Annotated in this window: 15 protein-coding genes; 6 read left to right on the top strand and 9 right to left on the bottom strand. The window is 59.7% G+C overall.

Annotation, left to right across the window (positions count from 1 at the left end; all coding sequences use genetic code 11):
- Positions 1-32: 32 nt before the first annotated feature.
- The 5 genes from pqqC (at position 33) to ACYZTR_RS15890 (ending at position 5,139) form a co-directional block, all read left to right on the top strand.
- Positions 33-785 (top strand): pyrroloquinoline-quinone synthase PqqC, encoded by a 753-nt coding sequence (gene pqqC, locus ACYZTR_RS15910; RefSeq protein WP_461972345.1) that lies wholly within the window; start codon positions 33-35, stop codon positions 783-785.
- Positions 782-1,054, top strand: coding sequence for a pyrroloquinoline quinone biosynthesis peptide chaperone PqqD (pqqD, locus tag ACYZTR_RS15905; protein WP_461972343.1), 273 nt, complete (start codon positions 782-784; stop codon positions 1,052-1,054). Before pqqC ends, pqqD begins: the two co-directional genes overlap by 4 nt.
- Positions 1,032-2,174 (top strand): pyrroloquinoline quinone biosynthesis protein PqqE, encoded by a 1,143-nt coding sequence (gene pqqE, locus ACYZTR_RS15900; RefSeq protein ID WP_461972341.1) that lies wholly within the window; start codon positions 1,032-1,034, stop codon positions 2,172-2,174. Before pqqD ends, pqqE begins: the two co-directional genes overlap by 23 nt.
- Before the next feature lie 90 nt (positions 2,175-2,264).
- Positions 2,265-3,428 (top strand): alcohol dehydrogenase-like regulatory protein ErcA, encoded by a 1,164-nt coding sequence (gene ercA, locus ACYZTR_RS15895; RefSeq protein WP_461972339.1) that lies wholly within the window; start codon positions 2,265-2,267, stop codon positions 3,426-3,428.
- Positions 3,412-5,139, top strand: coding sequence for a PAS domain-containing hybrid sensor histidine kinase/response regulator (locus ACYZTR_RS15890; RefSeq protein WP_461972337.1), 1,728 nt, complete (start codon positions 3,412-3,414; stop codon positions 5,137-5,139). The genes ercA and ACYZTR_RS15890 overlap by 17 nt, the downstream gene beginning before the upstream one ends.
- On the opposite strand, the gene ACYZTR_RS15885 is transcribed toward ACYZTR_RS15890, so the two are convergent.
- The 9 genes from ACYZTR_RS15885 to copC all read right to left on the bottom strand — a co-directional run bounded on the left by ACYZTR_RS15885 (position 5,124) and on the right by copC (position 13,790).
- A complete protein-coding gene (locus tag ACYZTR_RS15885; protein WP_461972335.1) occupies positions 5,124-6,002 on the bottom strand; it encodes an aldose 1-epimerase in 879 nt (292 codons plus the stop codon). The two genes, ACYZTR_RS15890 and ACYZTR_RS15885, sit on opposite strands and share 16 nt — an antisense overlap.
- A gap of 126 nt (positions 6,003-6,128) precedes the next feature.
- Positions 6,129-7,409: a TRAP transporter large permease gene (locus ACYZTR_RS15880; protein ID WP_461972333.1), complete on the bottom strand. Its 1,281-nt coding sequence runs from the start codon at positions 7,407-7,409 to the stop codon at positions 6,129-6,131.
- Positions 7,410-7,937 (bottom strand): TRAP transporter small permease, encoded by a 528-nt coding sequence (locus ACYZTR_RS15875; RefSeq protein WP_461972331.1) that lies wholly within the window; start codon positions 7,935-7,937, stop codon positions 7,410-7,412.
- 78 nt (positions 7,938-8,015) lie between these two features.
- Positions 8,016-8,987, bottom strand: coding sequence for a TRAP transporter substrate-binding protein (locus tag ACYZTR_RS15870; RefSeq protein ID WP_461972329.1), 972 nt, complete (start codon positions 8,985-8,987; stop codon positions 8,016-8,018).
- Between the two features lie 83 nt (positions 8,988-9,070).
- Positions 9,071-9,958, bottom strand: coding sequence for an SMP-30/gluconolactonase/LRE family protein (locus ACYZTR_RS15865; RefSeq protein ID WP_461972327.1), 888 nt, complete (start codon positions 9,956-9,958; stop codon positions 9,071-9,073).
- A 51-nt stretch (positions 9,959-10,009) separates the two neighbouring features.
- Positions 10,010-10,834, bottom strand: coding sequence for an NAD-dependent epimerase/dehydratase family protein (locus ACYZTR_RS15860; RefSeq protein WP_461972325.1), 825 nt, complete (start codon positions 10,832-10,834; stop codon positions 10,010-10,012).
- 198 nt (positions 10,835-11,032) lie between these two features.
- Positions 11,033-12,328, bottom strand: a complete 1,296-nt coding sequence (locus ACYZTR_RS15855; protein WP_461972323.1) for an OprD family porin — start codon at positions 12,326-12,328, stop codon at positions 11,033-11,035.
- A gap of 229 nt (positions 12,329-12,557) precedes the next feature.
- Positions 12,558-13,421, bottom strand: a complete 864-nt coding sequence (copD, locus tag ACYZTR_RS15850) for a copper homeostasis membrane protein CopD (protein ID WP_461972321.1) — start codon at positions 13,419-13,421, stop codon at positions 12,558-12,560.
- A gap of 3 nt (positions 13,422-13,424) precedes the next feature.
- Positions 13,425-13,790 (bottom strand): copper homeostasis periplasmic binding protein CopC, encoded by a 366-nt coding sequence (gene copC, locus ACYZTR_RS15845; protein WP_461972319.1) that lies wholly within the window; start codon positions 13,788-13,790, stop codon positions 13,425-13,427.
- A 138-nt stretch (positions 13,791-13,928) separates the two neighbouring features.
- Between copC and ACYZTR_RS15840 the strand changes: the two genes are divergently transcribed.
- Positions 13,929-14,549: a TetR/AcrR family transcriptional regulator gene (locus tag ACYZTR_RS15840; protein WP_461972317.1), complete on the top strand. Its 621-nt coding sequence runs from the start codon at positions 13,929-13,931 to the stop codon at positions 14,547-14,549.
- The last annotated feature ends 24 nt before the right edge of the window (positions 14,550-14,573 follow it).

Raw genomic sequence — 14,573 nt, 5'->3', positions numbered from 1 at the left:
CAGAATCTAACGGTTGTTCCCGGAGAACCGCAATGACCAACACCCCGATGTCCCCCGCCGAATTCGAGCAAGCCCTGCGCGCCAAAGGCGCCTATTACCACATCCACCATCCATTCCACCAAGCCATGTACGCCGGGCGCTCCAGTCGCGAGCAGATTCAAGGCTGGGTCGCCAATCGCTTCTATTACCAGGTAAACATCCCCCTGAAGGACGCAGCGATTCTCGCCAACTGTCCAGACCGCGAAGTGCGCCGGGAATGGCTGCAACGGATCCACGATCACGACGGCGCACCCGGCACCGAAGGCGGCATCGAAGCCTGGCTGCGGCTGGGCGAAGCGGTGGGGCTGGAGCGCGAGCAAATCCTCTCACAGGAATTAGTGCTGCCGGGTGTGCGTTTCGCCGTGGATGCCTACGTCAACTTTGCCCGTCGCGCCTGTTGGCAAGAAGCCGCCAGCAGTTCGCTGACCGAGCTGTTTGCGCCACAGATTCACCAATCCCGGCTCGATGCCTGGCCGACCCATTACCCGTGGATCGACGTCGGCGGTTACGACTATTTCCGCACTCGCCTGAGTCAGGCGCGGCGCGACGTAGAGCATGGTTTGCGCATTACCTTGGCGCACTACGTCACGGTCGAAGGCCAGCAACGCATGCTGGACATTCTGCAGTTCAAGCTCGACGTACTGTGGAGCATGCTCGACGCCATGAGCATGGCCTACGAGCTGGAGCGCCCGCCGTATCACACCGTCACCCCTTCAAACGTGTGGCACCGGGGGATTGCCCTGTGAGCCTGATCAGCCGTGAACAATCACCGTCGCTGCGCCGGGGTTTTCGCCTGCAATGGGAGCCCCGTCAGGATTGCCACGTGCTGCTGTACCCCGAAGGCATGATCAAACTCAACATCAGTGCCGGGCAGATTCTCGATCTGGTGGATGGCCAGCGCAGCGTCGCGGCGATCATTGATCAACTGTCCGCGAGTTTCCCCGGTGTGCCGGGGATCGACGAGGATGTGCTGGCGTTTCTGGAGGTGGCCCATGCTCAATTCTGGATCGAGTGACTCGCGCCCGGGCCCGCCGCTGTGGCTGTTGGCGGAGTTGACCTATCGGTGCCCGCTGCAATGCCCGTATTGTTCCAACCCGCTGGACTTCGCCCAGCAGGGTGAGGAATTGAGCACCGAGGAATGGATTCGGGTGTTCCGCGAGGCTCGGGAGATGGGCGCCGCGCAACTGGGCTTTTCCGGCGGCGAGCCGTTGGTTCGCCAGGACTTGGCCGAGCTGATCAAGGCCGCCCGGGGAATGGGTTACTACACCAACCTGATCACCTCGGGCATCGGCTTGACCGAGCAGAAAGTCCGCGATTTCAAGGTCGCGGGGCTGGACCACATTCAGATCAGCTTCCAGGCCGCCGACGAAGCGGTGAACAACATGCTCGCCGGTTCGCGCAAGGCCTTCGCCCAGAAACTCGCCATGGCCCGCGCGGTAAAGGCCCAGGGCTATCCGATGGTGCTGAACTTCGTCACCCATCGGCACAACATCGACCAGATCGCGCAGATCATCGACTTGTGCCTGGAGCTGGAAGCTGATTTCGTCGAATTGGCGACGTGTCAGTTCTACGGCTGGGCCGAGCTCAACCGCGTGGGCCTGTTACCCACCCGCGAACAATTGCAGCGTGCCGAGCGCATCACCCACTCATACCGCGAGCGTCTTGAAGCGCAGGGCCACCCGTGCAAGCTGATCTTCGTTACCCCGGATTACTACGAAGAGCGCCCCAAGACCTGCATGAACGGCTGGGCCAATCTGTTTCTCGACATCACCCCGGACGGCACGGCGTTGCCTTGCCACAGCGCCCGACAGTTGCCGATACAGTTTCCCAACGTGCGCGAGCACAGTATCGAGCACATCTGGACGGATTCTTTCGGTTTCAATCGTTTTCGTGGCGATGACTGGATGAAAGAACCGTGCCGCTCCTGCGATGAAAAGCACAAGGATCTGGGCGGCTGCCGCTGCCAGGCATTCATGCTGACCGGTGATGCCGCCGACGCTGACCCGGTGTGCAGCAAGTCCCCGCACCACGGTTTGATTCTCAAGGCCCGCGAGGAAGCCGAGGCACCGGGACTGGGCATGGAACATCTGACGTTGCGTAACGAGAAGGCTTCGCGATTGATCTATCAAGGCTGAGCTGAAGGCTACCTATTGGTCTGATTGCATTCACAGCCGGATGCTTTAGTGTGGACGTTACCTTCCAAAACAATAAAAACAGGCTTTCCAATGAGCCAAAGTCTCAGCCAGCTGCGTAAATTCGTCTCGCCTGAAATCATCTTTGGTGCCGGCTGCCGGCACAACGTCGGCAATTGCGCCAAAACCTTTGGCGCCCGCAAGGTGCTGCTGGTCAGCGATCCTGGTGTGATTGCCGCCGGTTGGGTCGCCGATGTCGAGGCCAGTTTGCAAGCCCAAGGCATCGAGTATTTCCTGTACAGCGCGGTTTCGCCCAACCCACGGGTCGAAGAAGTGATGCTCGGCGCCGATCTGTACCGGGAAAATCATTGCGATGTGATCGTTGCCGTCGGTGGCGGCAGCCCGATGGATTGCGGCAAAGGCATCGGCATAGTCGTCGCCCATGGACGCAGCATCCTCGAATTCGAAGGCGTGGACACCCTCCGTGTCCCGAGCCCGCCGCTGATCCTGATTCCGACCACCGCCGGGACCTCGGCCGATGTCTCGCAATTCGTGATCATCTCCAACCAGCAAGAACGCATGAAGTTCTCCATCGTCAGTAAGGCGGTGGTCCCGGACGTGTCGCTGATCGACCCGGAAACCACGTTGAGCATGGACCCGTTCCTGTCGGCCTGTACCGGCATCGATGCGTTGGTGCATGCCATCGAAGCGTTTGTTTCTACCGGTCACGGGCCGTTGACCGATCCCCATGCGCTGGAGGCGATGCGCCTGATCAACGGCAACCTGGTGCAGATGATCGCCAACCCGAACGACATCGCCCTGCGCGAGAAAATCATGCTCGGCAGCATGCAGGCCGGGCTGGCGTTCTCCAACGCGATCCTCGGCGCGGTGCACGCCATGTCTCACAGCCTGGGCGGTTTTCTCGATCTGCCGCACGGTTTGTGCAACGCCGTGCTGGTGGAACACGTGGTGGCGTTCAACTACAGCTCGGCACCGGAACGTTTCAAGGTGATCGCCGAGACCTTCGGCATCGATTGCCGTGGCTTGAATCACCGGCAGATTAGCGGGCGCCTGGTGGAGCATCTGATCGCCCTGAAACATGCGATCGGCTTCCACGAAACCCTCGGACTGCACGGGGTCAGCACTGCAGACATTCCGTTCCTGTCGCAACACGCCATGCACGACCCGTGCATCCTGACCAACCCGCGCGAGTCCAGTCAGCGTGATGTCGAGGTCGTCTATGGCGAAGCCCTCTGACGAACAGCAACGGGCGCTGGCGGGGTTACTGGGGTTAGGCAGCCACTCGGCGCGCAAGAGTCATTACCCGGAACTGGCCGCGCGCCTGGACGAGCTGGAAGCCGAGCGCAATCGCTACAAATGGCTGTTCGAAAACGCGGTCCACGGGATCTTCCAGGCAAGCCTCTTGGAAGGCATGCGTGCCGCCAACCCGGCACTGGCGCGGATGCTTGGCTATCAGAACCCGCAAGAGGTGTTGTTCTCACTGGCCGACCTGGCGAGCAACCTGTTTGTCGGTGGTGCTCAAGAGCTGGAAAACATCGTTGAAATGCTCAAGCGCGAGCGCAGCCTGCACGGGTACGAAACCCAATTGCGGCGCAAGGATGGCAGCAGCCTCGACGTGCTGATGAACCTGTTGCTCAAGCCCGATCAGGAAGGGCTGGTGGAGGGGTTTGTCGCCGACATCACCGAACGCAAACTCGCCCAGCAGCGCCTGCAGCAACTCAACGACGAACTGGAGCAGCGGGTCACCGCGCGCACCGACGAGCTGCTGGAAGCCAATCGCAACCTGCAACAGCAGATCAACCAGCGTAAACAGATTGCCCAAGCATTGCGCGATGCCCGGGACGCCGCCGAGGCCGCCAATCGCAGCAAGGACAAATACCTCGCCGCCGCCAGCCATGACCTGCTGCAACCGCTCAATGCCGCGCGCTTGCTGATCTCCACCCTGCGCGAGCGCAAGCTGCCCGACGTCGAACAGGTGCTGGTGGAGCGTACGCACCAGGCGCTGGAAGGGGCGGAAGATTTGCTCACCGATTTGCTGGATATTTCCCGGCTCGATCAGGCAGCGGTCAAACCGGACATTGCGCTGTACCGTCTCGACGAATTGCTCGCGCCGTTGGTGTCGGAGTTCCAGTCAGTGGCACACGCTGCAGGGTTGAACCTGCGGGTGCACATGGGCGATTACGCCATCAGTACAGACTTGCGCCTGATGACGCGGATCCTGCGCAACTTCCTCAGTAACGCCTGTCGCTACACTGACGAGGGCAGCATCTTGCTGGGTGCCAGACGCCGGGGTGACATGCTGCGCCTGGAAGTTTGGGACACCGGGCGCGGGATCGCGGCGGACCGGCTGGATTCGATCTTCCTGGAATTCAACCAACTGGATGTAGGGCGCGCCGCCGACCGCAAGGGTGTGGGCCTGGGGCTGGCGATCGTTGAGCGTATCGCCAAGATCCTTAACTACACAATCCAGGTTCATTCACGGCCGGGACGCGGTTCGGTGTTCAGCATCGACGTGCCGATTTCCCATAAGGTTCCGCCACCGATCAGTCTGGCCGCGCCACTGCCGGGCACCGGCAATCCATTGCCGGGCCGACGTTTGTTGGTACTGGACAATGAAGTGAGCATCCTCGAAAGCATGAGCGCGCTGCTCGGGCAGTGGGGCTGCGAGGTGGTGACGGCCACTGATGAATTCTCCGCACTGGCAGCCCTGCAGGGGCGACCACCGGAACTGATTCTGGCGGACTACCACCTCGATCATGGGGTGGTGGGCTGTGATGTTGTCAGGCATTTGCGTGAGCATTTCAGCCAGACGATTCCAGCGGTCATCATCACAGCCGACCGCACCGATCAGTGTCGACGCTCATTACAGCGACTCGATGCGCCGTTGCTGAACAAACCAGTGAAACCCGGCAAGTTGCGCGCGGTGCTGAGTCAGTTGTTGGGGTAGGGGCGGTACTGCAAGTTGAAACCCAACTCAGTGGACTGACCTTGCTCCAACAACACTAACCCTGGCCGACCGGGCAAATGATGGGCATTGACCGGATGGCTCACCGGTTCGATGCAGAAAAACTCCAGCCCGACAGGGCAGTACAGCAGGTAGTAGTCGCTGCCGCTGGCCTGGCATTGCAGTTCATAACCGAGGTTGGGTTGCTGGATCAGGCAGTGGCCATCCCATTCGCAGAAACCGTTGTCGACCAACGTGTCGGGCAATGCCTTGAGGGACTGGAAATTCCAATCGGCAGGCAACCAATTGAGTCGTGTCGGCAGTTTGGACGCATCGCACAACCAGACTTGCCCGGCCTTTGCCTGTAGCTGCGTGCCGGTGGTTCGCGGCAGATAGGGATGCAATCCCAGACCCTGCCACGCGGCGCGCTCGGCCAGATGCGTAACGTGCAACTCGATGCTCAGCTTGCCCGCGCTCAGATGGAAACGCTGCCGGGCGCGATACGCGAACGGCGTGGTGCTGTCGAGTTGCAGGACGACCTCATTACGCGTCTGTGAAATGACCTGCCACGGCTGCTGCCAGGCGCTGCCGTGAATAGGATACGGATCGGTGAGGCTATTGGGCTCCAGCGCGAGCCAGCCGTCCGGGCGATCGAAACCACCGTCGGTAATCCGGTTGGACCAGGGCACCAAGGGAAAGCAACTGAGTTTGTTGGGTAGACCGGTGTCCAGCGCATGAGCGTCACTGTGGCGCAACAGCGGCTGATCCGTGCCCCGCACCGTCCAGTTGACGATGCTGCCACCGAGTTCCGGAGCGAGGGTGAGGTGGGTCAGTTCGTCTTCGAGTTTGAGCAGTGTTGGCGTCATGTTGACCAGCGATAGGTAGGGATTTTTCGATAATGGGTGAATGGCCCTTTGTAGGTGCCAGGCTAGCCGGCGAAGGCGCACTCAAGGACGCTTTCGCCGGCAAGCCTGGCTCCTGCAAAAAAAGCGTTACAACACCAAATGCGGCAACCACAGCGACAGCGCAGGAATGTAGGTCACGGCCAACAGCACCAAAAACAGCACGCCATAGAACGGCAGCAGGGCTTTCACGGTGCTTTCGATACTGACCTTGCCCACTGCCGACCCTACGAACAGCACCGCACCCACCGGCGGCGTTATCAGACCGATCCCCAGGTTCACCAGCATGATCATGCCGAACTGCACCGGGTCCACGCCAATGCCCAGAATCACCGGCATCAGAATCGGCGTGAGGATCAGGATCAGCGGCGCCATGTCCATCACGGTGCCGAGCAACAGCAACATGACGTTGATGCACATCAGGATCACGTAACGGTTGTCCGACAGGGTCAGGAACATCGTGGTGATCTTCGCCGGGATCTGCATCAGGGTCATGATGTAGCCGAAGCTGGCAGCGAAGCCGATCAGAATCATCACGATCGAAATCGTCCGCACCGTGCGGTGCATCAGTTTCGGCAGATCGCGCCACTTGTAGTCGCGGTAAATGAACATGGTCACAAAAAACGACCACAGCACCGCGATTGCCGCCGATTCGGTGGCGGTGAAAATGCCCGAGAGAATGCCGCCGAGGATGATGACCATTGCCATCAAGCCCCACAGCGCTTCGCCGCAGATTTTTAGCGCTTGCTTGAGGGGAATCACTTCGCCCTTGGGGTAGTTGCGCTTTCTGGCGAAGATCAGGCACAGCACCATCAGGCATGCGCTCATCAACAGACCCGGCACTATGCCGGCCATGAACAGCGACGCGATCGACACCGTGCCGCCAGCGGCCAACGAGTAAAGCACCGAGTTGTGGCTGGGCGGGGTCAGTAGCGCTTGTACCGAGCCGCTGACGGTGACCGCCGTCGCGAATTCCCGGGGATACCCACGGCGTTCCATTTCCGGGATCAGTACCGAACCGACCGACGCGGTGTCGGCTACCGAGGAACCGGAAATCGCGCCAAAGAACGTCGAGGCCATGATGTTGACCAGCGACAACCCGCCACGGACGAACCCGACCAGCACGCCGGCAAATGCCACAAGCCTCCGGGACATGCCGCCCTCGGCCATGATCGCGCCCGCGAGTACGAAAAACGGAATAGCCAGCAAAGAGAATTTGTTCACACCGCCAGCGACCTGAATCATCAGCGCCTGGAACGGAATGTCGATCCACCACGCCCCGATCAGGGCGGAAAACCCCAGCGCATAGGCGACCGGCATGCCGATCAGGATCAATGCGATAAAACTACCCAGCAGAATCAGAGCGTCCATTTAGGCGGCACCTTCGCTTTCTTCAACCAGGTCGAAACGCACGACCCGACGGTTGCTCTGGTCACCGAGCAAAAGTTTTTCCAACACAAAAATGAGCGTCAGCACGCCGCCAATCGGGATTGGCATGTACGTAATACCGACGCGCAAAGTCGGCAGGGCGCTCATGAACTGGTTCCAGGTGGACAGGCAGAGCTTGGTGCCCCAGATCGTCATGAACAGGCAGATCGTTGCCATCAACAGTTGCGACACGATGCTCATGGTCTGGCGCAGTTGGGGCGTCATGCGGTCGGTGAGCATCGCCACCGCCATGTGCGCACCGGCACGATAGCTGGCGGCGGCGCCGATGAAGGTGAAGACCATCATCAGCAAGATTGCGGTGGGCTCCGGCCAGCTCGAGCCGGTGCCGAGCACGTAACGGGCGAAGACGCCCCAGGGAATGATCAGCGAAATGGTCAGAACCGACAGACCGGCAATCCAGATGCAGGTCATGTAGATTTTGTCGTTGATGCGCAGCAGCAGATTCTTCATCGGGTTTCACCGTAACCGGGCGCGCGCTGACATACACCCACGTCAACCGCGCCGGGCCTTTCATGAGTGCAGGGAGGGTTACTGAACGGCTTCGATGCGCTTGATCAAATCGGCGTAAGGAGCGCCGTATTTTTCGCGGATCGAGGCGGTTGCCTCATAGAAAGGTTTCCTGTCGACGGTGATGAACTCGACGCCAGCGGCTTTGAGTTTTTCTTCGCTGCTGGTCGATTTGGCGTCCCACAGGATGCGTTCTTGCGCCTGTGCGGCTTTGGCGGTTTTCTTCACCAGCACTTGCTGCTCGGGGGTGAGTTTGTCCCAGGTGATTTTCGACATCACGATCGGTTCTGGCAGGATCAAGTGGCCGGTCAGGCTGTAGAACTTCGCGTTCTGGTAGTGGTTGTGCTCGAGCAGGGTCGGCGGGTTGTTTTCCGCGCCGTCGATCACCCCGGTTTGCAAGGCGCTGAAGATCTCGCCGGTGTCCATCGCAATGCCGTTACCGCCCATTGCATTGATGGTTTCGATGAACATCGGGTTGCCTTGCACGCGGATCTTCATGCCTTTGAGGTCGGCGAGGCTGCGTACCGGTTTTTTGGTGTAGATGTTGCGCGTGCCGCCGTCCATCCAGGCCAGGGCGACCAGGTTGAATTCGGAATGGGTGATCTTGTCGAGGATCTCGTCGCCGACTTCACCGTCGATGACTTTGCGCATGTGCGCCTGGTCACGGAACACGAACGGCATGTTGAACACATTCACGTCTGGTACCACGGGGCCAACGATGCCGAGGCTGACCCGCGCCATCTGGATGGCGCCGACTTGAGCCTGTTCAACTACTTCTTTTTCGGAGCCGAGCACACCGCCGGCGAACATCTTGAAGGTCAGCTTGCCGTCGCTGTCGGCAACCAGCGTCTTGCCGAGTTGTTCCTCTGCCACCACGGTCGGGTAACCCGCGGGGTGGATGTCGGCGAATTTGATTTCCAGTGCCTGAACGGCACTGCTGAGGGTGAAGGCCAAGGGAAGTGCAGCGGCGAGCAAGCTACGTTTGAAGTCCATGGGGCGTGTCTCCAGTCTTGTTGTTTTTTTTATTCAAGGCACAGCGGTGCAGCAGAAGCGTTTGAAGCGGGGGTGATTAGAAATCAGTCTTTGAACAGCGGCTCCGGCAAACCTTTCACCCCGGGATTGAGGGCGAACACCCCGCCGGCCAGCGACTGTTCGTCAAGGTCGTCGCCGGGGCGGATCGAGGTCACGAACAGCGTGTCCAGTCGGCTCCCACCAAAGGCGCACATGGTCGGTTTTTTCACCGGTACGGCGAGGGAACGGTCCAGTCGTCCGTCGGGGGTAAAGCGGTGAATCAGCCCGGCGTCGTTGGCGCAGATCCAGTAGCAGCCTTCGGCATCGACCGCTGCGCCATCGGGACGACCCGCGAACTGATTCATGTCGACAAATAGCCGACGATTGGACGGCGTGCCGCTGTCGAGGTCGTAATCAAAAGCCCAGATTTGCTGGACCAGGGGATGGGAGTCAGACAGGTACATCGTCCGCCCGTCCGGGCTGAAACCCAGGCCGTTAGGCACGATGAATCCGCCGAGCTGAGCATCGATCGGCCCGCGTTGACCGGCGCTGTAGCGATAAAGCGTACCGTCGGTAGCATTGGCGGCCATGTTCAGCACCATGCTGCCGGCCCAGAAGCGTCCCTTACGATCGCAGCGCCCATCGTTCAGGCGCATATCGGGGCGGGCGTGATCGACGTGCGCCAGCGGTGCGCTGTCGAGGCTGCCTTCGTTATGCGGGTGCAGATGGAAGAACCCGCTTTCCATCCCGGCAACCCAGCCGCCGTCGCTGTGACGTGTAATGCAGGCGAGCATCTGCGCAGCGGTCCAAGAATGGACATGGCCGGTTTCGGCGCTCCAGCGCTGAAGTCCACCGGCAGGAATGTCAACCCAATACAGGGCGTTTTCCTCGGGGACCCAGACTGGGCTTTCACCCACTGCGTTACGGGCATCGACAATCAATTCAGCGTGCATGGCAACTCATTCCCTTGGGGTTGCTGTCGGGATCAAGTGGAGTAAGGGGCTTCAGTCGCCGAACGGGCCAGCCGCGATAAACGCGCCACCCTGGTAAACCATGGCCGGGTCATCAGCGGCCGGCATCGGTTGGGCTTCGACTTTTTCGCGGAACACTTCGGAGCTGTCTTTTGCCGAGTAGCCCAAGGCGGTGGCGAAACGGTTGTCCCACCAGACGTTCTTGTTGTCGGACGCGCCATAGACCACGGTGTGGCCGACATTGGGCGCATACAGCGCGCATTCGAGCAGGTGGGTCAGGTCGCCGAAACTCAGCCAGGTGCTCATCATTCGACGGTTCTGTGGTTCCGGGAACGAGGAGCCGATACGGATACTGACGGTCTCGATGCCGTAGCGATCGAAGTAGAAACTGCCCATGTCTTCGCCGTAGCACTTGGACAAACCGTAATAGCTGTCCGGGCGTCGAGGGCAGTGGGCATCGATGACTTCGTCCTGTTTGTAGAAGCCGATCACGTGGTTGGAGCTGGCGAAAATCACGCGCTTCACGCCATGACGGCGAGCGGCTTCGTAAATGTGAAACACGCCGCAGATGTTGGCGCCGAGGATATCTTCGAACGAGTGCTCCGTCGAAACACCGCCGAAGTGCAGGATCGCGTCCACGCCTTCGACCAGTTGATGCACCGCTTGTTTGTCCGCGAGATCGCAGGGCACGACTTCTTCACGATCATCGACGGCAGGGGTGATATCGGCGATGTCCGACAGGCGAATCACGTTGGCGTAAGGCCGCAGGCTTTCGCGCAAGACTTTGCCAAGGCCACCGGCGGCGCCGGTCAGGAGCAGGCGATTAAAAGGGGCGCGGGCTGTAGGAGTAGTTGTCATGGAAGTCCCTGCAAGCAGTCATTGTTATTGAGTTCGTTGTAAGTTGTCGTACGACTTGATCGAAGTATTGTTAAGCTTTCCCATTCTTGTCAACGCGACATCGTTTGAAATTGACGGAGGGTCGTCCCGAGCTCAATTCGACCAACCGCTGAAATAGATCGCCGTGATAACGACCTATCAGCAGGGCGGATCAATGCCTTACAGCAACGAGATCGGGTAGTTGATGATGATTCGGTTTTCGTCGAATTCGTTGGTGCTGAAATCCTTGCGGATGCTCGCGTTGCGCCATTTGACGTTGAGGTTCTTCAGCACGCCGCTCTGCACGGTGTAAGCCAGTTCCGATTCGCGGCCCCATTCCTTACCGTCGGTGATGGTGCCCGTGTGCACGTTATCGCCGCTGATGTAGCGGTTCATCATCGTCAGGCCGGGAATGCCGAGCGCTACAAAGTTGTAGTCGTGGCGCAGTTGCCAGGATCTTTCCTTGGCGTTGTCATAGCTGGAGTTGTAGCTGTCGTTGGCCAGGGTGCCGCCGCTGGTGCCGTTGACCCGCATCCAGACATCGTCGCCGCTGAGTTTTTGCAGACCGACAAAGAAGGTGTTGCCGCCGTATTTGGCCGAGAGCATGGCGAACGCGGTTTTGTTGTCGAGGTCGCCGGCCAGGGCGCTGCCGTCTTCCTTGCCGATGAAGTAGCCCAGGTTGGCGCCGAGGGTCCAGTCGCCGATGGGCTGGCTGTGGCTCAGGTTGAAGTACTGCTGTTGGTAAATGTCGCTGAGTTCCGAGTACCAGACCCCGACCTGGGTGCGCTTTTCATTGAACGCATACTCGCCTCCGCCGAAGTTGAAACGGTCGGAGGTGAACGCGGTTTTACCGTTCATGAACATGTCTTCCATGCTCCCATCGTTGCGCGGGCTGTTGCCCTGGAACTGGCCGCCGTAGAGTGTCAGGCCGCTGATCTCGCTGGACGTTACCTGGCCACCGCGAAAGGTTTGCGGCAGGGATCGGCCGTCGTCGGAGCGCAGGATCGGCAGCACCGGCATCCATTCCCCGACCTTCAATTCGGTTTTCGACATTTTGCCTTTCAGCGCCACGCCCAGACGGCCGAAATTGTCAGCAGGGCGGCCGTCGTCGTGAATTGGCAGCAACGAGGTGCCACCCGTGCCTTTGCCTCCGTCGAGCTTTTGCGAGTACAGGCCCAGCACATCCACGCCGAAACCGACGAAGCCTTGGGTGAACCCGGATTTGGCGTCGAGAATGAAGCTTTGGGTCCACTCTTCAGCCTTGCCCTGTGGGTAGGCCGGGTGGGTGAAGTTGCGGTTGATGTAGAAGTTGCGCAGGTTCAGTGTGGCCTTGGCGTCATCGACAAAACCTTCGGCATTGCTCGTCATGGGCAGGGCGAAGGCCAGGCTGCTGCAACCGATCAGGCTCAGGGTACGACGGCGCGCGAAGGTTGGGCGAGGGGTGCAGATGGAGGGATTACGGACGAGCTTGCTCACAATGACGCTCCCTTGTTTCTTTGTTGTTTTTATTTTTGTCGTACGTCGTCGTACAACATTGGGGCGATTATTTGCGAGGATTTCAGGGAATGTCAATCAGAAGTTATACGATGACTTAATGTGGTCTGAGGTATGTCGATTGTTCGTAGGAGCGAGGCTTGCCCGCGAAGAACGATAACGCGGTTGATCAGATGAATCGCGGGGAGGCCTTCCCGGGCAAGCCTCGCTCCTACAAAAGGGTGGTCATTGGCGGCATAGTGCCGAGTAAAGAAACTGCCGCCACTGCACCCATCCCGAGTAACCATTCGAGGATCACGCTGGCACGCAAGGTCGTCAGGCGCTGCTCGCCGGTGTTGATCCGCAGCCGATTGAACAGTGCCAATCCCAGCATCGCAGCGACCAGCACCACCTTGATCAACAGAATCAACGCAAACCCGGACAACAATGGCGTCGGCCAGAACTGCCCAGTGAGTACCCGAACGTTGATCAGCCCGGTGATCAGCAGCCCCGCAACCAAGGCGTAACCGACACCACTGAAGCGCTGCAATATTGCTTTAACGCGTTGCTCTGCCGGTTGCCGCAGGATCATCACCAGCAGCATCAAACCGCCGAGCCAGGCGCCGACGCAGGTCAGGTGAATGATTTGATTGAGGATCAGCAATTGGCCGTTTAGGCCGTCGAGCATGGCACCGTGGCCGACCGGGGCGAGCGTCCCCAGCAGCAGGCCGGCGAGGCCGATTCGCAGGGGCAGGTTCGAACGCAATGGCGTCATCAGCAGCGCTACCAATACAGCATTGAGCAGCAGGTGCCAGCGCCAGACCTGCCCGAACAATGTAGTGCCCAACACCAGGCGCAGGGTCGACGGATCGAATGCCGCGTCCCAGGCCCCGGCCATGCTGGCGGTGATCAACAGTAACCAGGCAACGCCGCTGACCAATGCCACCGCCGCCAGCCAGCGGCTGGTTCTCGCCAGTCGCTGATCCAGCTTTTCAACGGCGCCATTGAGCAGCAGAGGTCTGAACACCCAGGCCCCGAACAGCATCAGCACCACGGTGAAATGCAGGAAGCGGCACAGCACCATCGCGCTCGTCATGAATTACTGGTCAACCTTGAAGCTGTAGGCGCCTTCGCTTTTGTGCGTATCGACCGACACCGCGTGCCATTCGACTTTGTAGGCACCCGCCGCCAGCGGTGCAGCCGGGGTGACGATCAGGGTTTTCTTGTCGCTGCCTTCAGTGGCGAGGCTTTTCACCGGCACGTCGGCGCCGTCCTTGCTGATCGTGACCTTGGAAAAGGTCGCTTCAACGCCTTCGGAAAACACCAGGCGAAGTTCCGACGGCGCGCTCACCGTGCTGTCGGCGGTCGGGGTCTGGCTTTTCAGATGGGCGTGGGCAAACACCGATGAAGCGGCGAACAACGAGCCGAGCAGGGCGGCGGTGGTCAGGGCTTTCTTGAGCAGCATCGTGAATACCTCTGAGGCAGGTTCGAAGAGGCGCTAGTTTACCTGCGAGAAGCCGGGTGTACGAAGTTTCGTTTTCCCTTGTCGCCGCGATGTAGAGCGGATGCTAGTCTTGGCCAACGCTGTTGTCAGGGAGCCCTCATGGGCAATCACAAGATCGAGATTCGTCGCAGTAACGTCGAGAAAATTCTGCTGGGGGCCGAAAAGGTTTTCGCCGAAAAAGGTTTCGGCGGCACCGCCATGGCCGACATCGCCGCTGAAGTGCAACTGCCGCGCTCCAACCTGCATTACTACTTCAGCACCAAGAGTGAACTGTACAGCGCTGTGCTGTTCGATTTGCTGGAAGTGTGGAAACAGGACGCTCTGTGCTTCGAGATGTTCGACGATCCGCGCGTGGTGCTCAGCAGCTACATCCGCGCCAAAATGAACCACTCCCGCAGCCGGCCTTACGGCTCCAAAGTCTGGGCCAACGAAATCATCCATGGTGCACCGACGCTGGGTGAGAAGCTGGACGTGAGTCTGTACGACTGGGCAAAGATGAAAGAGGCGAAAATTCGCCAGTGGGTGGACGACAAACGCATCCTGCCGGTGGAGCCTTCAAGCCTGCTGTACATGATCTGGGCCTCGACCCAGCATTACGCAGACTTCGATCATCAGGTGAATATTCTGAATGACCACCAGCCGCTGTCGGACATGCAGTTTGAGCGGGCGGTGCAGACGGTGACGAGTGTGATCTTGCGGGGGATCGGGTTGGAGCCCTGACTCGATCATTCCCACGCAGAGCGT

The sequence above is a fragment of the Pseudomonas sp. Hz4 genome, assembly GCF_054898165.1.
Note: the sequence above shows the minus strand (reverse complement) of the source record. Positions and strands in the feature narration are given on the sequence as shown.